Raw genomic sequence first — 20,048 nt, 5'->3', positions numbered from 1 at the left:
GAACTATAGAAATCATGAATAAATTAATATTTAACAAACTTATACTGGTAGCGATACTGCCGCTATTCTTGCAATCTTGTTTTACTGCAAAGACATATGAACGCCCCAGTATTGAAACAGAAAATCTGTATAGAACGGATAACCTGCCTAAAGACAGTATTTCTTTTGCATCGGTTTCATATACAGAACTATTTACAGATGCTTATTTAAAAACGTACATTGAAAAAGGATTGCAAAACAATCTAGATATAAGAATTGCATTGCAGAACATTGCTGCCGCAGAAGCTTATGTAAAACAAGGTAAGGCAGGTTATCTGCCAACCTTGAACGGTGCGGCAAGCGCTACTAGAACTGCCAGAACTAGTGAGAACGGTCAATTTGGTAGTTTTTTTACACAGCCCTTCAATCAATTTGAAATGTCTGGTACGGTATCATGGGAAGCCGATATATGGGGTAAAATCAGAAGCTCTAAACGTGCCAGTGATGCCAGTTACTTGCAAACTGTAGCTGCCCACAGAGCGGTAAAAACCAGTTTGGTGGCACAAATTGCTACCACATACTATCAATTATTGGCTTTAGACAAACAGATTGCCGTAACCGAAGAAACTATTGAAACACGTTCAAAGAGTTTAGAGACTATTAAGGCCTTAAAAGAAGCGGGACAAGAAAATCAAGTTGGTGTAGATCAAACTGCAGCACAATTGTATAGTGCTCAAAATCAATTGTTAGATCTAAAAAATGCTCAGTATCAAGTAGAAAACACCTTAAGTATTTTGTTGAGTGAAGAACCACAAGATTATGCTCGCGGTAGTTTAGATGAGCAAAACTTATCTCCTGAAATGCAACTTGGCGTGCCTGCTTTGTTATTACGTAACAGACCTGATATTATGCAGGCAGAATATAGTCTAATAAATAGTTTTGAGCTCACAAATGTAGCTAGAAGTAACTTTTATCCTTCAATAACTTTTTCTGCTCAAGGTGGATTACAGAGTTTAGAATTTGATAATTGGATAGATTCTAGTTCCATTTTTGCAAATCTTGTAGGCGGTCTTACACAACCCATATTTAACGGTAGAAAGATTAGAACTGCTTACGAAGTTGCCCAAGCGCAGCAAGAACAATCTGTATTAAGTTTCAAAAAAGCTCTATTGACTGCTGGTAAAGAAGTTTCAGAAGCATTATACGATTATAATATTTCTGTTGAAAAAGAAGCTTTCATCTCTAAGCAAGTATCGGCATTGAAAAGAGCCGAAAGTAATTCTGAAGAATTACTGAATAGTGGGTATTTAACCTATTTGGACTTATTAACTGCTAGAGAAAATTCATTGAACGCAGAATTGAATTTAGTGGACAACAAATTTTCTCAACTTTCTGCAACGGTAGAGTTATATAGATCTCTTGGTGGTGGTTGGCAATAACCATTGCTCAACCTATATATAATTAAAACTCCGAAATTTTGTTTATCACCTAATTTCGGAGTTTTCTATTTAAGATTGTTACCACGCACAAAACGCATTTTTGCTTAATTGCGAGTTATAGTATTTTACCTCGCCAGTAACTTCAACACCCAACCAGTTGGGCTTTTCAAATTCTTCGTGTTCGTTTTTCAATTCTACTTCAGCTATGGTCAACCCGGTATTATCGCCAAAAAATTCATCTACCTCAAAAACATGATTACCAATAACAATTTCGTACCTGTATTTATCCAGTATTCCCTTTTCGCATAACTTTAAAAGACTTTCTGCCTCCATAACAGAAATTTCCTTTTCCCATTCAAACCTAGAAGTACCCGACGCGTTAGATTTTCCTTTTACCGTAATAAATCCTGTATCGCCCTTTATTCTTACTCTTACCGTTCTACTAGGGTCCGTATTTAAAAAACCTTGAACAATTCGCGTCTTAGACCTTGCCTCAGATTTGTAATCATTGGATTTTACTAAAAACTTACGCTCTATTTCTATCATATGAATGGTTAAAACTACTATCCATAAACTAAGATAAGTCTTAAATTTGCTTATGCCCAATGAAATGCCTCTTCGAAAAATTATTCATGTTGACATGGATGCTTTTTATGCATCTGTAGAAGAATTGGATAACCCAGATTTAAAGGGTAAACCTTTGGCTGTGGGCGGTAGTGAAAAAAGAGGTGTAGTTTCCGCCGCTAACTATGAAGCCCGTAAGTTTGGTGTACGTAGTGCCATGAGCGGATTTCAAGCAAAAAAGAATTGCCCGCACTTAACCTTTGTAAAACCTCGTTTTGAACGGTACAAAGAAATTTCAAAACAAATACGATCTATTTTCTTTGAATATACAGATTTAGTAGAACCGCTATCTCTAGATGAAGCTTACTTAGACGTTACCATTAACAAAAAAGGAAACCCATCTGCCACCATGCTCGCCACTGAAATTAGACAGCGTATTCTAGAGAAAACAGGCTTAAATGCATCCGCAGGTATTTCTATCAATAAATTCATTGCCAAAGTCGCCAGTGATATCAATAAACCCAATGGACAAAAAACAGTAAATCCAGAAGAGGTAATCCCTTTTTTAGAAGAATTAGATATACGTAAGTTTTACGGTGTGGGTAAAGTCACTGCTGAAAAAATGTATAAGCTGGGTATTTTTACAGGGATTGACTTAAAAAACAAATCAATAGAATTTCTTGCAGAAAATTTTGGCAAAAGCGGACCTTACTATTATCACGTAGTTCGTGGTATTCACAATAGCGAAGTAAAACCACACCGCATACCTAAATCTGTTGGTGCAGAGCGTACCTTCAATGAAAACCTAAGCAGCGAAGTTTTTATGCTTGAACGACTGGAACATATAGCCCAAGAACTAGAAAGGAGATTGACAAAATCTAAGGTAGCAGGCAAAACTATTACGCTCAAAATAAAATACAGCGATTTTACCTTGAACACAAGGAGTAAAACAATGCCCTATTTTATTGCTGACAAAGACCTTATTCTAGAAACTGCAAAAGACCTTTTGTATCAAGAAGAGTTACAAAATTCGGTTAGACTTCTAGGAATATCTTTATCTAACTTAAATACAGAAGATAAGAAAACTAAAAAAGTTGATGATAAATCAATTTTAGTGCAATTAAAATTCGATTTCTAAATATTCAACGTTCATTTTCACTATTTAAACTAATAATCTAAAGTGTTAACAAAAATTAACGGCAATAACTTGTACAGCAGAATTAGCTAGAATAGTTTTGTTCACTTAAATGAAAAAAGGTTTTTTAAAATTTCTTCTTTCTATCTGTATATTACTTTCTGGTATATACAGTCCTCTATTTGCTAACAACAACATAGAGGGTACTTCTTTTCATACTATCCAGCAACACACCCATTCATTAGATAACAGTTCAGAATCGGTTGTTATTCATAATGCAACTCTTAAAGGCACTCTCAATAATATAGATAAGGTTCTAGAAATTGAAGCTGTAGGAATTGAGGAAGAAGAAAGCGAACAAACTTTCTTTAAAAAAGATACTGAGCGCCAGCAAGCCTCTATTTCCTTTTACTTATTATCCATATTATTCTTATTCAGTTATTTTACAAATAGCAATTCACTACCCAGGCTATTTAATTTTCTACCCATAGCAAATAGGCGCTTTGTCCTATATCAGGTATTTCGTATTTAAAATTTCTTTTGGTCAAGATAGTATTTTGACCTGACATCACTTTTTAGGCAACAGCCCATTTAGATTCATTAATCTACTAGCCCTAAAATTTGTATGTCCCCGCATTTTTAATTTTCATTTTTCCAATCAATTAAATATACATTTTATGACCAAGAGAATCCTCCTGATCACTAGCGCATGCATCATATTCATTGCGGCAAGCTGTAATTCCAAAAAAGAAAAAAAAGAGGAGCACACCAAGTTCCTTATAACTAGTCCCATTAAAAAAGACACATCAATAACTAAAGATTATGTATGTCAAATAAATTCCTTTAAGCATATTGAGCTAAGAGCCCTAGAGAAAGGCTATTTGAAGGAAATTCACGTAGACGAAGGTCAACTGGTGAAAAAAGGGCAAAAAATGTTCAATATTATGCCTAATATCTATGAAGCGGATTTGCAAAAAGCAAAAGCTGAAGCTAAAGTTGCCGAAATAGAACTACAAAATACTCAGCTTTTAACAGATGGTAATGTTGTTTCTAAAAATGAACTAGCCATGGCAAAAGCTAATTTTGATAAAGCCAATGCAGAAGTTTCATTAGCACAAACACATTTAGGCTTCACGAACATACGCGCTCCTTTTGATGGTATCATGGATCACTTACACGCAAGAGAAGGTAGTCTTTTAGACGAAGGCGAACTATTGACCACATTGTCAGACAACTCTAAAATGTGGGTGTATTTCAATGTTCCAGAAGCTGAATATTTAGACTACATCATAAGCACCGATAAAGATGATAAAAAAGAGGTACAGCTCTTAATGGCGAACAATAAGAAATTCAACCAAAAAGGAATCGTTGAAACCATTGAGGGAGAATTTAATAATGAAACCGGTAACATTGCTTTTAGGGCAACTTTTCCTAATCCTGATCAAATTCTTAGACATGGAGAAACTGGCAGTGTTCTTATGACCATACCATTTAAAGATGCTTTGATCATCCCCCAAAAAGCAACTTTTGAAATATTGAACAAGCGTTACGTGTTTGTTTTAGACCAAGATGATGTTGTGCACCAAACAGAAATTTCAGTTGTTGCAGAACTCCCTCACCTATTTGTTGTCAATAAAGGATTAAACCCAAAAGACAGAATTCTGGTTGATGGAATCCGTATGGTCAAAAACAACGAGAAGATTGAAACTGAATTTGCTGAACCAAACGAGGTGATGTCAAAATTGGCTGTTTACGCCGAGTAATCTAAAAACAAAAAAACATGTTCAGTAAGTTTATAAAAAGACCGGTATTGGCTATTGTCATATCGGTGATAATCGTATTTGTGGGGTTGCTCTCTATAAAGCAATTACCTATTTCACAGTTCCCAGATATTGCGCCAACGACGGTCAATATCTTTATTGCATACCCGGGTTCTAGTGCAGATGTTTTAGTGAAATCTACACTTATACCCTTAGAAACCGCCATAAACGGTGTTCAAGGTATGCGCTACATAGCATCAGATGCTACCAGTGCCGGTGAAGGTACACTCCGTATTATTTTTGAACCCGGCACAGACCCCAATCAAGCAGTTGTCAGGGTCAAAACAAGAGTGGATCAGGTAATGCCATTATTACCAGAATTGGTACAAAGAGAAGGTGTTATCATTACCCCCGTACAGCCAAGTATGTTAATGTACGTAAACCTTTATAGTGACAATAGTGATGACCATGAGCTGTTTCTCTACAACTATGCGTACACTAAAATGATTCCTGAAATTCAGCGAATAGATGGTATTGCAAGTGCTCAAATTTTAGGTAGCCGTAAATATGCCATGCGTGTGTGGTTAAAACCAGACCGTATGCGTGCCTACAATGTATCTGCCGAAGAAATTCTTGAAGCCATGGAAGAGCAGAGTATATTGGCACGCCCTGGTAGAATTGGGCAAAGCTCGGGTAAAACATCACAGTCATTAGAATATGTGCTACTCTACCAAGATAGGTATGATGAACCGCAGCAGTATAAAGACATTATTCTAAAGGCAAACCCTGAAGGAGAAATTTTGACTTTAGGCGATGTTGCCGATGTAGAATTAGGAAGTGAATTTTTCGATATCTATTCTAATCTAGATGGTAAGCCCTCTGCCTCTATTGTTTTGAAACAAACTTTTGGTAGTAATGCCAGTGATGTAATTGCCGAGGTAAAAGATAAACTGGCAGAGCTAAAATCTGAATTACCTAGTGGTATGGATTATAAAATTAGCTATGACGTTTCTAACTTCTTAAACGCATCTATAGAGCAAGTTTTACACACCTTAAGAGATGCATTTATATTAGTTGCAATTGTTGTATTCCTCTTTTTAGGTGATTGGCGTTCTACGCTAATCCCCATTATAGCTGTACCTGTGTCCTTAATTGGTGCATTTTTTATCATGCAACTATTTGGACTATCCATTAACCTAATAACCCTTTTTGCCCTAGTTCTCGCCATTGGTATTGTGGTTGATGATGCCATTGTGGTGGTAGAAGCGGTTCATGCCAAAATGGAAGAAACACACTTGGGTCCGTATGACGCTGTAAAATTAGTAGTCAATGAAATTGGTGGTGCAATTATCGCTATTACCTTGGTGATGGTTTCCGTATTTGTACCGATCGCATTCATGACAGGACCGGTAGGTGTTTTCTACCGACAGTTTTCCATAACCATGGCAGGATCTATTATTCTATCAGCCATTGTTGCATTGACATTGACACCTGTGCTATGTGCCATGATTCTTAAAAACAATCACGGTAAAGAACGTAAAAAATCTCCTATCGATAAATTTATAGATTGGTTCAATAGAGGATTCGAAAAACTTACGGGCAGGTATGTTAAGATTCTAAACAAAATTGTTGCCAGAAGGGTACTTACTTTTGGTATTCTAGCTGCTTTCTGTGTTGGTATATTCTTTACAAATGAAACCTTACCTGCAGGTTTTATACCTAACGAAGATCAAGGTATGATCTATGCCATTATTCAGACGCCGCCTGGTTCAACGCTAGAGCGTACTAACGATGTGGCCAGAAAACTACAAATGATTTGTGAGGAGACCGATGGTGTTGAGTCGGTTTCTTCTTTAGCAGGGTATGAAATTATGACCGAGGGTCGTGGCTCCAATGCCGGTACTGTTCTAATTAACTTAAAACCTTGGGGAGACCGCCATCATTCGGTTCATGAAATCATGGAAGAGCTTGAAGAGGAAACAAAAGACCTTGGTGCCGTGATTGAATATTTTGAACCGCCTGCCGTGCCTGGTTTTGGTTCTTCTGGCGGATTTTCCATGCGTCTTTTAGATAAAACAGATGGAACGGATTATCACGAGTTTGAAAAGATAAACAACGAATTCATGGAAGCTTTATCTAATCGTGATGAGCTTACCGGGTTATTTACTTTCTACTCCGCCAACTATCCGCAGTACGAGTTAAAAATCAATAATAAAATTGCCATGCAAAAAGGGGTTTCCATAGATAAAGCCATGGAAAACCTAAATATATTAATTGGTAGTACTTATGAGCAAGGTTTTATTCGTTTTGGTAGATTTTTTAAAGTATATACCCAAGCAGCTCCAGAATACAGGGCTTTGCCTTCAGATTTAGAAAAGCTATTCGTAAAAAACGAAGAGGGTGAAATGGTGCCATATTCTGCATTTATGTCAATGGAGAAAAAACTAGGTCCTAATGAAATCACAAGATACAACCTTTACAATTCTGCCTCCATTAGAGGACTTCCGGCAGCCGGGTATACTAGTGGTGATGCCATCAACGCTATTAACGAAGTTGCTGAACAAACACTGCCAAGAGGTTTTGATGTGGCTTGGGAAGGGTTATCGTATGACGAGGCGCAAAGAGGAAATGAATCTATTTACATTTTCTTGGTGGTTCTAATTTTCGTGTACTTTGTGCTAGCTGCACAGTATGAGAGTTTTCTACTGCCGTTTGCTATTATTCTATCATTACCTATTGGGGTGCTAGGCTCATTCTTTATGCTGAAGACCATGGGGCTTGCCAATGATGTATATGCACAAATAGGACTTATTATGTTGGTAGGTCTTCTAGGTAAAAATGGCGTGCTTATCGTTGAATTTGCCGTACAAAAACGACGACAAGGCAGCACTATTCTAGAATCTGCCATTGAAGGGGCAAAAGTGCGTTTTAGACCTATTTTAATGACCTCATTTGCATTTATTGCAGGTCTTATACCTTTAGTTATTGCACATGGCGCCGGTGCTATTGCCAATAAAACTATTGGTGGTTCTGCTATGGGCGGCATGCTTATGGGTACCTTGATAGGGGTACTTATTATACCTGGTCTATATTACATATTTGCAAGAATGGCCGATGGTCGTGGACTTATAAAAGGAGAGTCTGACGAGCCTATTTCCGAAGAATTTGTACGTATAAGCGAAGGGGAAAGTAAAACACGACAAAAGCTCCGTGAGATAAAACAAATGATTAAAAAACTAACCAAAAAAGAAGACAATGATTAAAGTTATAAAACCCATGAAGCATGGAAAATTACTTTTCGTGCTTCTAATGCAAATTGGCTTTTTCTATTCTTGCGTACCTACAAGAGAATTAAAAAAAGCAAACAAAAATTTGCCAGATAATTATGCACAGCAACTGGCGGATACTACCAATAGCGCTCAATTGAAATGGAAAGATTTCTTTAAAGATGAACATCTTACCAAGCTAATTGATACCGCCTTGGCAAATAATCAAGAACTACGCATAATGATGCAACAGATAGATGTTGCCCAAAACGAAGTGAAAGCTAGAAAGGGAGAATACCTACCTTTTGTAAATTATGGTGCAGGTGCAGAAATTGAAAAAGTAGGCGAATATACTCGTGATGGTGCGGTAGAGCAAAATCTGGATATTAAAGATGGTGAAGAATTTCCTGAACCTTTAACAGATTACTCAGCCGGACTTTTTGCCACCTGGGAACTTGATGTTTGGAAGAAGCTTCGCAACTCTAAAAAGGCTGCCACACTTGAATATTTATCTACCATTGAAGGTAAAAATTTTATGGTAACAAGATTAATTGCAGAGATAGCCGATTCTTATTATGAATTGATAGCCTTAGACAATCAACTGGGTATTATTGAGCAAAACTTAGAGCTACAGGGCAATGCCCTTAAAATGGTACGATTGCAAAAAGAAGCTGCACGTGCCACAGAGCTAGCCGTAAGAAGGTTTGAAGCAGAGGTATTAAAAAACCAAAGCCACAAATTTGAGGTAAAACAAGAAATTGTTGAAACCGAAAACAAACTCAATTTTTTAATCGGTAGACAGCCACAACATATTGCCCGTAATTCAGACGCATTCATAGATACACAAATGGACACTGTTTATGCTGGTTTACCTTCACAGTTGCTTTTAAATAGACCAGACATTAGACAAGCGGAATTTGAGCTGGAAGCTGCCAAGTTGAACATCAAAGTTGCAAGAGCAAATTTTTATCCATCTATAGGGTTAAAAGCTGGTATTGGTCTACAGGCATTTAAAGCAAAATATCTGACAGAAACACCCGAGTCACTTTTATACAGCGCAGTTGGGGATATTGTTGGTCCATTAATCAATAGAAATGCTATTAAAGCAGAATATTACACGGCAAATTCGAAACAAATTCAAGCTGTATATGAATATGAAAAAGCTATTTTGGGCGGATATATAGAAGTGGTAAATCAGCTTTCTAAAATGAAAAACCTTCAACAGAGCTATAATCTGAAAGAAAACCAAGTGAAAGCATTGACAGAATCTATAGACCTATCTACACGGTTATTTCAATCTGCAAGAATTGAATATATAGAAGTATTGCTCACCCAACGCGAAGCTTTGGAATCTAAAATGGAATTGGTAGAAACCAAAAAAGACCAACTTATGGCCCGGGTAAATATTTACCAAGCTTTAGGCGGCGGATGGAATTAAGCTGATTACAAGTAAAAAAACTTCATTTTTTTGACCCTAACAGGTATATATACTGTTAGGGTTTTTTATTGTTTTGATCATTTTTCTGTTAAAAAAAGCATTTTAGTGTTCAACCTTTCCAATTAGTTTTTACAGTATAAGTAACATAGACTTAAACATTTATGCTAATCCCACCTTAAAATTTTAATCATTATGGGTAAATTTTTAGCTTTATCACCAATTGCTATGAAAAAGAAAATTTAATTATCTCTCTAAACTACACATAATGATAGATTTAAAAGATTACGATAATGCCGTAATCAAGTTTAGAAACAGTTTAAACTACAATTTGCTACCTGTACTTTCGTGGGACTTTTATGCTCCTAATTACGAAGTAATAAAACAGACCGAAGAGGATTCTGTTGCACTTTTAAGTTTAGTTTCTGCCAATTCTTGGGATTTTGATACGGATATATTGGATACCAAATTAAAATCTGATAAGAATATTGTGGTAGTAACAGATGCTCAACTAAATATTGTTTTTGCAACCAAAAACATGTGGAATATGAGTCAGTACTATCCTGAAGAAATTATAGGTAAAAATCCTAAGATGTTTCAAGGTGATTTAACTTCCCAATCTACTTTGAAAATAGTTTCCAATGCCGTTAAAGAAAAGAAACCTTTTGAAGTTACAGTAGTCAACTATAGAAAAGATGGATCTACATATAATTGTTGGATTCAAGGACATCCTATATTTGATAAAAAAGGTGAAATGGTCAACTTTATAGCTTTTGAAAAAGAGGTTGCCTAAGATGTAAGTGTTTATAAAAAAAGGGTCGCTAATAGCGACCCTTTTTTTATACTTTGTATTGAAACAGACTAAATATCGCCCGACTCTATTTCACTAACCCTTAAGGTATTTACCATACCTTTATCTTTAATAGGCATTGCAGCAAGACTAATAATCATATCGCCCACTTGCAGATATCCTTTATTGAACGCTATACGGTTTACATCATCAACAGTATCATCTGTAGACACAAATTTATCATAGTAAAAAGCTTTTACACCCCATAATAAATTCAATTGTGTAAGTATTCTTTTGTTTGATGTAAATACAAGAATATGTGCACTTGGTCTCCAAGCAGAAATCTGAAAGGCGGTATACCCACTATTCGTTAAAGTTGAAATTGCTTTCGCCTTAATATCATTTGCCATGGTAGCGGCATGATAGCAAATAGATTTAGTAATAAATCTTTTGGTACGAATATGTGGTGGATCGTGCGGTACATGAATTAAATCTGACCCTTCTACACTCTCCAAAATACTTGACATTTTTTCGATAACCTGAACAGGATAGTTACCAACAGAAGTTTCTCCGGATAACATTACTGCATCTGCACCATCCATTACTGAATTGGCAACATCATTTACCTCAGCTCTGGTTGGCGTAAGGCTAGTAATCATTGTCTCCATCATCTGAGTAGCAATAATTACCGGTATTCTAGCTTTCTTAGCTCTAAGTACCAATTGCTTTTGAATCAACGGAACCTCATGTGCAGGAACTTCTACACCTAAATCTCCACGAGCTACCATTAAACCATCACAATACGCAACAATTTTATCGATATTCTCTACAGCCTCTGGCTTTTCAATTTTAGCAATGATCGGAATTTTATGTTCAGAATGTTTATTGATAATATTCTGAAGATCAATTAAATCTTGACTGAAACGAACAAAAGAAAGTGCGATCCAATCTACCTCTAAAGAAATAGCGAACTCTGCATCTTTGATATCTTTTGGGGTAAGTGCCGGTAAAGAGATATTTGTATTTGGTAGGTTAACACCCTTTTTAGATTTTAACGGTCCACCTTGTATTACTTTAGCCAGAACCTCATCTTCTCCGTTAGTCTTAACAACCTCGAACATTAATTTACCATCATCTAAAAGAATACGCTCCCCAGCTTTTACATCTCTTGGGAATTCTTTGTAGTTCATGTAAACACGTTCCGCAGAACCTTCAAAAGGCTCTCCTGTTACAAATGTTATTTCATCACCTGGGCTAACTACAACGTCACCTGCCATTACGCCTACACGTAACTTTGGTCCTTGTAAATCTGCTAAAATAGATGTGTACGTATCCATTTCATCATTTAACTCACGTATCATGTTTACGCGCTCTTTTACATCATCGTAATCTGCATGAGAAAAGTTAATTCTGAATACATCTACTCCTGCATCAATCATGCTCCTGAGTACCTCTTTCTTGCTAGTTGCAGGACCTAATGTCGCTACAATTTTCGTCTTTTTTACAGTTGGCATATTTAAAAAATTAGATTGTTCTTTGATTTTAGTTTGTCAGTACTTATTTCATATGCTGCCATAACTCTGGGCAACATTAATATGTTTTTTATCAAGGAGTTGATATCAACATCCTTCTCTGTTTCTATTTTCAATAGATAGTCAACATCCTTATACTCAGGTATGAGCCTAGGCATTTTATATGTTGTTTCATCCTTAAATAAATCGTCATGAACTATGAGCTCTTTTTCAGTACTATGATTGGCAATTAACACCCAATACATATCATTATACTCATCTTCCCATTCAAATATGGGAAACGATTTATTCTCATCAAGAATAAAATTTTTTTTTGCTCTTACAAATTTTGCCTTAATAGTTTTATTTAGGCCGTAGGCCAATGCAAAATCTTCTAAGGTAGTGTGTAAAGCTATAAGGCTAAAAGATTCATCATAAAAATCATCATTTATTTTATAAGTCGTAGCCATACTTCAACAAAACGGTAAATATAGAACTTCTAAGCTATAAAGCCTAGTTAGATAAATTGATAAAAACACATTAAAAGTTATTAAAATGTTAGCTTTTTATCATTTTGTTAAATGATTAATTCCCCATTTTATCCTGTAGGGCAAAAAAGGCTCTTTTTGAAGCTCTTTCTTCAGCTTTCTTCTTTGAGGTAGCCCTAGCCTTAGCGACTACATCACCGCCAATTGATAATCTAACGGCAAAATGCTTTAAAGGATCATTGCCCGTATCTTCATAAACATCAAAATCAAAAGATTTCTTTTTCTTCTGACACCATTCAATCACCAAGCTCTTGTAACTTATGACCCTACCTTCTAATTGTTCAATATCAACGTAAGGATCAACTACTCTCTTATAGATAAATTTTTCGCAATATTTATAACCACGATCTAGATAAATTGCGCCGACTAGTGCCTCGAACACATTACCATGTATATTTTGACCAAAGTGTGATTTTGGTATTCTGCTTTCCACAAAATTAATCAAACCTAAATCTTTACCCAACTCGTTTAAATGCTCTCTACTTACAATTTTAGAGCGCATTTTAGTTAGATAACCTTCATCACCTTCTGGCACTTCATTATAAAGGTGCTTGGAAATTATGGTACCCAGCATAGAATCTCCTAAAAATTCTAAGCGCTCATAATTCATAGCATTACCTTCTTCATCCTTTTTATTCATTGACCTATGAAGAAAGGCTTTCTTATAAAAGGATAATGTTTTAGGCTTAAAACCTAAAATTTTGGTTATTCCCAAAAAAAAATCCCCATCCTCTTTTGGATGGGAATTAAATAAGTTTGTGGGAAATGACATAAAACTAATTAATCAATTTTCTTAAAAACCACACATGCATTGTGTCCACCAAAACCGAATGTGTTACTCATGGCAACTTTTACATCTCGTTTTTGAGCTTTGTTCAATGTAAGGTTTAAACTAGGATCTATATTCTCATCTACCGTAGTATGGTTAATGGTTGGTGGTACTACACCATGCTCCATTGCCAATATCGATGCAATTGCTTCGATAGCACCCGCCGCACCTAATAAGTGACCGGTCATAGACTTGGTAGAATTGATATTTATTTTCTTGGCATGTTCACCAAATACCTTGGTAATTGCCTTAAGTTCCGCTACATCTCCTAAAGGTGTTGAAGTACCATGTGTGTTTATGGCATCAACATCTTCAATTGACATACCTGCATCTCTTAAACAGTTTTCCATTACTCTAACTACACCTATACCATCTGGGTGTGGTGCAGTCATATGGTAAGCATCACTTGACATACCGCCACCTGCTACTTCTGCATATATTTTTGCTCCTCTAGCAACAGCGTGCTCATATTCTTCAAGAACCAAAGCTCCTGCTCCTTCCCCTAAAACGAAACCATCTCTGGTTGCATCAAAAGGTCTTGAAGCCGTTTCAGGACTATCATTTCTTGTTGATAATGCATGCATTGCTCCAAAACCACCCATACCTGCAATGGTTACAGCCGCTTCACTACCACCGGTTACAATAACATCACAATGGCCTAAACGTATATAGTTCAAGGCATCTATCATTGCATTGGCCGAAGAGGCACAAGCTGAAACTGTTGTATAGTTAGGACCCATAAAACCATGTTTTATAGATATGTTACCTGGTGCTATATCAGCAATCATCTTTGGTATAAAGAATGGATTGAATCTTGGCGTACCATCACCATTGGCAAAATTCATGACCTCGTTCTGGAAAGTTTCCAATCCTCCGATTCCTGCTCCCCAAATTACACCAACACGAAATTTATCAACTTTTTCTAAATCTAATTTAGAATCAAGAATAGCTTCGTCAGAAGATACAAGTGCATACTGTGCAAATCTATCTAGCTTACGGCCTTCTTTTCTTTCAAAGTGATCTTCGGTCTTGTAATCCTTTAGCTCACATGCGAATTTTACCTTGAATTTTTCTGTATCGTAATAAGTAATTGGTGCTGAGCCACTTTTACCGTTGACCAGTGCATTCCAATACTCCTCAATATTATTACCTATTGGGGTAAGTGCCCCCAAACCTGTAACTACAACTCGCTTTAACTGCATTTAACTTTTATTTGTTTAAATCTAAACCAAGCGTAAATTAAAAAAAATTATCCATGCGGAGCGTTTACCACATGGATAATTTGAATTCTATTTAAGAAAACATGCTTTACTTCGCTTCTTCTATATAGCTGATCGCTTGACCAACAGTTGCGATATTCTCAGCTTGATCGTCCGGAATTTGAATATCAAATTCTTTTTCGAACTCCATTATCAACTCTACTGTGTCTAATGAATCTGCGCCTAAATCGTTAGTAAAGCTAGCCTCGGTTACCACTTCGTTTTCATCAACTCCTAATTTATCAACGATGATAGCTTTAACTCTTGATGCAATGTCTGACATAATAATATTTGTTTTAAAAATTTAAATTGAAGGCAAAAATAAAAAACTTTGGTTTAATTACACTAATTGTCGTTAAAATGTATGGTAATTTAATAAAATTAAAGACATGTGCTGTAATTTTACCATATTAATATTTTGTTTCGGTAACGTTGATAAAAGGTATTGAAAAGTAGTGAGGTATTAGAACTATAAATGGTAATCGTTTTTTTCTAAATTCTGACAAGCTTTAAATTTGCTTTATTTGCCGAAATTAATTTCATTGTTCGCTCTCTTAAAAAGACCACTTCTATTGAAAACCAAAAAAATTATTCTTTTTGCCTCAGGTTCTGGATCTAATGTTGAAAACATTGCCAACTATTTTAAACTCCGCAAAGATGTTACTATATGCTGTGTATTAACTAACAAAAGCAATGCCAAAGTCATTGAACGCTGTAACAGACTTGAAATTAATGCCTTGTTTTTCAATAGACAGGCTTTTTCTAAAAGCGACTTTATTCTAAATATGTTACAGTCTTTAGAACCTGACCTTATAGTATTGGCCGGTTTTTTATGGAAAATACCAGAATCTATCACTAATGCTTTCCCAAGGCAGATTATAAATATTCACCCTGCACTGTTGCCTAAATATGGCGGTAAAGGTATGTACGGCATGAACGTTCATAATGCAGTCAAAGAGCATAAAGAGACCGAAACGGGTATTACCATACATTATGTAAATGCACATTATGATGAAGGGGCTATTATTAAACAAGCAAAAGCACCTCTTACCAATAACGATACTGCTGAAGATATTGCTGCCAAAGTTCATCAACTAGAATATGAGTACTTCCCAAAAGTTATTGACGAAATTTTAGCGAAACAATAATGGCGAAAAAGGGAAAATTCTATGTTGTTTGGAAAGGTAAAAAGCCAGGCATCTTTGATTCATGGAAGGAATGCAAAAAATCTATTGCCAACTATGCCGGTGCAGAATACAAATCTTTTGAATCTTTTGAAGTCGCCAAAAAAGCCTACAATGGTAATTATGCCGATTTTAAAGGAAAGAAAAAAAACACTTCTACCTTATCTAAAGAAGAATTGGCAAAAATAGGTTTGCCAAATTACCATTCCATTTCTGTTGATGCGGCTTCTAGTGGAAACCCCGGAGTTATGGAATACCAAGGTGTAGATACCAAAACAGGTAAAAAACTATTTAAACAAGGACCTTTTCCTCAAGGCACCAATAATATTGGGGAGTTTTTAGCACTGGTTCACGGACTAGCATTTTTGAAAGAGCGCAATAGTGACCGCATTATCTACACAGATTCTAGAACTGCCATGAGTTGGGTGCGCAAAAAGAAATGTAATACCAAATTAACAGCATCTGCTAAAAACAAAAATCTTTTTGAGCTTATAGCTAGAGCTGAAGACTGGTTAAAGAAAAACAAATACACTACCGTTATAGTAAAATGGGAAACGAAGGCTTGGGGAGAAATTCCTGCTGATTTTGGTAGGAAATAATTGGCATTTTATATCAACAATTCACCTTTGATAACTATTACAATTTGTATTTGAAAAACCATTTTAATTAGCCCTTCAAAATCGTATATTTGCAGCTTAAATTTTTACAATTTTATGGGCAAGCTTTTAATAGTAGGTACTGTCGCTTTTGACGCCATCGAAACTCCTTTTGGCAAAACAGATAAAATTTTAGGCGGCGCAGCTACCTATATTGGATTAGCCGCATCTCAATTCGAGGTTGATTCTGCCATTATATCTATAGTCGGTGATGATTTACCACAAGAATATTTAGATCTTTTAACCGATAGAGGTATTGACATTTCTGCTTTAGAAATCGTAAAAGGTGGTAAGACATTCTTCTGGAAAGGTAAATACCATAACGATTTAAATTCTAGAGACACCTTAGCCACAGAACTAAATACTTTAGAAGACTTTAACCCTGTTGTTCCTGAAAATTACAATGATGCAGATGTTGTAATGCTGGGCAACCTTCACCCAATTGTTCAATTAGGTGTGATCAACCAAATGAAAAAACGACCTAAATTAATCATATTGGACACCATGAATTTTTGGATGGATAATGCCCTAAATGATTTAATGGAAGTTATTAAACATATAGATGTACTAACTATTAATGATGAGGAAGCTAGACAATTAACTGGCGAATACTCTTTAGTTAAGGCGGCACAGAAGATTTTTACCATGGGTCCAAAATACGTGGTAATCAAAAAAGGAGAACACGGCGCTTTATTATTTAACGAAGACCAAATTTTCTTTGCACCGGCATTACCTTTAGAAGAGGTTTTTGACCCTACAGGTGCAGGTGATACGTTTGCAGGTGGTTTTTCAGGATACTTGGCAGCTACCAATGATAGCTCTTTTGAAAATATGAAAAAGGCTATTATTCATGGATCTAATTTAGCATCCTTTAGTGTAGAGAAATTTGGCACAGAAAGAATGATTGATTTAGATCGAAAAGAAATTAGAGAGAGGCTGCATCAGTTTAAAAAGCTGACTCAGTTTGACATAGAATTACAATAATACCTTAGCCCCAAAATATTTTGGGGTTTTTTTAATACCAAAAACAATGAGTGACGCAATTAAGCATGAGTGTGGTATTTCTGTAATACGGTTGTTAAAACCCTTAGAGTATTACAAGGAAAAGTATGGAACAGCATTTTATGGTGTAAATAAAATGTATCTAATGATGGAAAAACAGCACAATCGTGGTCAAGACGGTGCGGGTTTCGCCAGTATTAAATTAGATGTTAAACCAGGGGAACGTTACATGAGCCGCGTACGTTCTTGTCAGCAGCAACCTATACAAGATATCTTTGCCCAGATTAACGATCGTATTAATACGGAACTTAAAGAGCATCCGGAGTACGAAGATGATGTGGCATTGCAAAAAAAGCATATACCTTATATAGGAGAACTACTTTTAGGACATGTACGTTACGGTACATTTGGCAAAAACAGTATTGAAAGTGTACACCCATTCTTAAGACAGAACAATTGGATGCACCGTAACCTTATCGTTGCAGGTAATTTCAACATGACCAATGTTCATGAACTGTTCGACAATCTTATTCAGTTAGGGCAACACCCAAAAGAAATGGCAGATACCGTTACGGTAATGGAAAAGATTGGTCACTTTCTTGATGATGCGGTAGCTAAATTATACAAGCAAATAAAAAAAGAAGGTTACACAAAACAAGAGGCCTCCCCAATAATTGCCGAACGCTTAAAGGTGTATAAAATATTAAAAAGAGCTGCCAAAAATTTTGATGGTGGATATACTATGGCGGGCTTATTAGGTCATGGTGATGCTTTTGTACTTAGAGACCCTAGCGGAATTAGACCTGCATATTACTACAGAGATGATGAAGTTGTCGTAGTAGCATCAGAAAGACCAGCAATACAAACGGTTTTCAATGTGCCTTATGAAGAAGTTAAAGAGTTAGATCCAGGTGCCGCAATCATCATTAAAAAAGATGGTACAAGCGATATTAAACAAATTCAAGAACCTAAAGAACGTAAGGCCTGTTCTTTTGAGCGCATATATTTTTCTAGAGGTAGTGATAAAGAAATTTACCAAGAACGTAAAGCTTTAGGTAAATTGGTATTTCCTCAGATTTTAGAATCTATTAACGAGGATATTAAAAATACCGTGTTTTCATACATACCAAATACGGCAGAAACTTCTTTCTACGGTATGGTGAAAGAAGCTCAAAACTACCTGAACAAGAAAAAGGAAGAGCAAATATTAGCTTTGGGTACTGGTATTACCGGCGAACAATTACACGAAATATTAGATGTAAGACCTAGAATAGAGAAAGTTGCCATCAAAGATGCAAAGCTGAGAACATTTATTACTCAAGATAGTAGTAGAGATGACTTGGTAGCCCATGTTTATGACATATCATATGGTTCAGTAAAAAAAGGGGACAACCTTGTTATAATTGACGATAGTATTGTTCGTGGCACAACACTTAAAAAGAGTATTCTAAGAATATTGGACAGATTATCACCAAAGAAAATTATCGTGGTATCATCTGCACCACAAATAAGATACCCTGATTGTTATGGTATCGATATGGCAAAATTAGAAGACTTTATTGCTTTCAAAGCAGCATTAGCATTACATGAAGACAACAACACAATGCACATTGTAGAGGATATTTATAAAAAATGCTTAACTCAAGTTGATAGTCATGATAATGATGTCATCAACTACGTGAAAGAATTCTATGCTCCGTTTACGGCAAAGGAAATTTCTAAGAAGACAGGTGAATTATTAAGTCCTGACGGAATAAAAGCAGAAGTTTCTATTATTTACCAAACTATTGAAAACTTGCACGAGGCTTGCCCTAAGAATTTAGGAGATTGGTATTTTACCGGTAACTACCCAACACCAGGCGGAAACAGAGTAGTTAATAGAGCATTCATAAACTTTTACGAAGGAAACAATGAACGCGCTTATTAAATAATATATCGATGAAATGCACTTGTTTTGTGTATTTCATCGACGAAAATGGCATTTTATCGACTGAATGGTCGATTTGACTTAACCAGCTTTACTTTTAGAGCTACCATAGCATAAGTAGGTTAAGTTCATGGTAAGATTTGGGGCAAAAAAGGTGGAGATTTCTCCGCCTTTTTTATTTTCTAATATTTCATACGGTACAGTATTGTAATCCGTTTCTTCACATTACCCTCTTTAACGTTATTACGAGACGTTCAGCCAATACCTTTTACATTCATTAGTATGCAGATTACATTTACAGAACCATAGCATAAGTAGGTTAAGTTCATGGTAAGATTTGGGGAAAAAGGCGGAGCTATGCTCCGTCTTTTTATTTTATATCCATTGTTATCTCCACCATTACACTAAAATCAACCATAATATTTAAATCTAGTAGTACAACCTAAGTTTGTGACGTACAACGATCAGCTTTTTACGAAACATTAAATGCATATATATTTACAGAACCATAGCATAAGTAGGTTAAGTTCATGGTAAGATTTGGGGAAAAGACGGAGCTATGCTTCGTCTTTTTATTTTATACCAATTTCTGTCTTCACAATCACACTAAAACCATCTTCAATTTTCAATTCCAGTAGTACAACCTAAGTTTGTGACGTACAACGATTAGCTTTTAATAAAACAGTGAATGCATATATATTTACAGAACCATAGCATAAGTAGGTTAAGTTCATGGTAAGATTTGGGGAAAAGACGGAGCTATG

At 35.9% G+C, this 20,048-nt stretch carries 17 protein-coding genes; 11 read left to right on the top strand and 6 right to left on the bottom strand.

Features of this window, described 5'->3' with window-relative positions; translation table 11 throughout:
• Positions 1–14 precede the first annotated feature (14 nt).
• Positions 15–1,418, top strand: a complete 1,404-nt coding sequence (locus PXD56_RS10705; RefSeq protein ID WP_276493337.1) for a TolC family protein — start codon at positions 15–17, stop codon at positions 1,416–1,418.
• Positions 1,419–1,496: 78 nt separating this feature from the next.
• Here PXD56_RS10705 and PXD56_RS10700 read toward each other — a convergent pair whose 3' ends face one another.
• Positions 1,497–1,964, bottom strand: a complete 468-nt coding sequence (locus tag PXD56_RS10700) for a CYTH domain-containing protein (RefSeq protein WP_276493336.1) — start codon at positions 1,962–1,964, stop codon at positions 1,497–1,499.
• A 52-nt stretch (positions 1,965–2,016) separates the two neighbouring features.
• Between PXD56_RS10700 and dinB the strand changes: the two genes are divergently transcribed.
• From dinB to PXD56_RS10670, 6 genes are all read left to right on the top strand, one after another.
• On the top strand, positions 2,017–3,120 hold the full coding sequence (gene dinB / locus PXD56_RS10695) for a DNA polymerase IV (protein ID WP_276493335.1): 1,104 nt from the start codon (positions 2,017–2,019) through the stop codon (positions 3,118–3,120).
• Between the two features lie 109 nt (positions 3,121–3,229).
• Positions 3,230–3,649 (top strand): hypothetical protein, encoded by a 420-nt coding sequence (locus tag PXD56_RS10690; protein ID WP_276493334.1) that lies wholly within the window; start codon positions 3,230–3,232, stop codon positions 3,647–3,649.
• A 145-nt stretch (positions 3,650–3,794) separates the two neighbouring features.
• Positions 3,795–4,880: an efflux RND transporter periplasmic adaptor subunit gene (locus PXD56_RS10685; protein ID WP_276493333.1), complete on the top strand. Its 1,086-nt coding sequence runs from the start codon at positions 3,795–3,797 to the stop codon at positions 4,878–4,880.
• A 17-nt stretch (positions 4,881–4,897) separates the two neighbouring features.
• Positions 4,898–8,140 carry an efflux RND transporter permease subunit gene (locus PXD56_RS10680; protein ID WP_276493332.1) on the top strand — a complete coding sequence of 1,081 codons (3,243 nt, stop codon included), beginning with the start codon at positions 4,898–4,900 and terminating at the stop codon, positions 8,138–8,140.
• Entirely contained in the window at positions 8,133–9,581 is a 1,449-nt protein-coding gene (locus tag PXD56_RS10675) for a TolC family protein (RefSeq protein WP_276493331.1), read from the top strand. Before PXD56_RS10680 ends, PXD56_RS10675 begins: the two co-directional genes overlap by 8 nt.
• A gap of 265 nt (positions 9,582–9,846) precedes the next feature.
• Positions 9,847–10,371: a PAS domain-containing protein gene (locus PXD56_RS10670; RefSeq protein ID WP_276493330.1), complete on the top strand. Its 525-nt coding sequence runs from the start codon at positions 9,847–9,849 to the stop codon at positions 10,369–10,371.
• A gap of 68 nt (positions 10,372–10,439) precedes the next feature.
• On the opposite strand, the gene pyk is transcribed toward PXD56_RS10670, so the two are convergent.
• From pyk to PXD56_RS10645, 5 genes are all read right to left on the bottom strand, one after another.
• Entirely contained in the window at positions 10,440–11,882 is a 1,443-nt protein-coding gene (gene pyk, locus PXD56_RS10665; protein ID WP_276493329.1) for a pyruvate kinase, read from the bottom strand.
• 2 nt (positions 11,883–11,884) lie between these two features.
• Complete coding sequence (locus PXD56_RS10660; RefSeq protein ID WP_276493328.1) at positions 11,885–12,349, bottom strand: IPExxxVDY family protein; 465 nt, start codon at positions 12,347–12,349, stop codon at positions 11,885–11,887.
• 115 nt (positions 12,350–12,464) lie between these two features.
• A complete protein-coding gene (gene rnc / locus PXD56_RS10655; protein ID WP_276493327.1) occupies positions 12,465–13,199 on the bottom strand; it encodes a ribonuclease III in 735 nt (244 codons plus the stop codon).
• An 8-nt stretch (positions 13,200–13,207) separates the two neighbouring features.
• A complete protein-coding gene (fabF, locus tag PXD56_RS10650; RefSeq protein WP_276493326.1) occupies positions 13,208–14,458 on the bottom strand; it encodes a beta-ketoacyl-ACP synthase II in 1,251 nt (416 codons plus the stop codon).
• A 106-nt stretch (positions 14,459–14,564) separates the two neighbouring features.
• The gene (locus PXD56_RS10645; protein WP_008269813.1) at positions 14,565–14,798 is read right to left on the bottom strand and encodes an acyl carrier protein; all 234 of its coding nucleotides are present in this window, start codon (positions 14,796–14,798) and stop codon (positions 14,565–14,567) included.
• Between the two features lie 289 nt (positions 14,799–15,087).
• Between PXD56_RS10645 and purN the strand changes: the two genes are divergently transcribed.
• From purN to PXD56_RS10625, 4 genes are all read left to right on the top strand, one after another.
• Positions 15,088–15,663, top strand: coding sequence for a phosphoribosylglycinamide formyltransferase (gene purN / locus PXD56_RS10640; protein ID WP_276493325.1), 576 nt, complete (start codon positions 15,088–15,090; stop codon positions 15,661–15,663).
• Entirely contained in the window at positions 15,663–16,298 is a 636-nt protein-coding gene (locus tag PXD56_RS10635; RefSeq protein ID WP_276493324.1) for a ribonuclease H family protein, read from the top strand. Before purN ends, PXD56_RS10635 begins: the two co-directional genes overlap by 1 nt.
• 114 nt (positions 16,299–16,412) lie before the next feature.
• Positions 16,413–17,339: a PfkB family carbohydrate kinase gene (locus PXD56_RS10630; RefSeq protein WP_276493323.1), complete on the top strand. Its 927-nt coding sequence runs from the start codon at positions 16,413–16,415 to the stop codon at positions 17,337–17,339.
• A gap of 46 nt (positions 17,340–17,385) precedes the next feature.
• The gene (locus PXD56_RS10625) at positions 17,386–19,284 is read left to right on the top strand and encodes an amidophosphoribosyltransferase (protein ID WP_276493322.1); all 1,899 of its coding nucleotides are present in this window, start codon (positions 17,386–17,388) and stop codon (positions 19,282–19,284) included.
• Positions 19,285–20,048 lie beyond the last annotated feature (764 nt).

The sequence above is a fragment of the Maribacter zhoushanensis genome (genome assembly GCF_029350975.1).
GTDB lineage: Bacteria > Bacteroidota > Bacteroidia > Flavobacteriales > Flavobacteriaceae > Maribacter > Maribacter zhoushanensis.
This window is presented reverse-complemented; position numbering and strand designations above follow the sequence as displayed.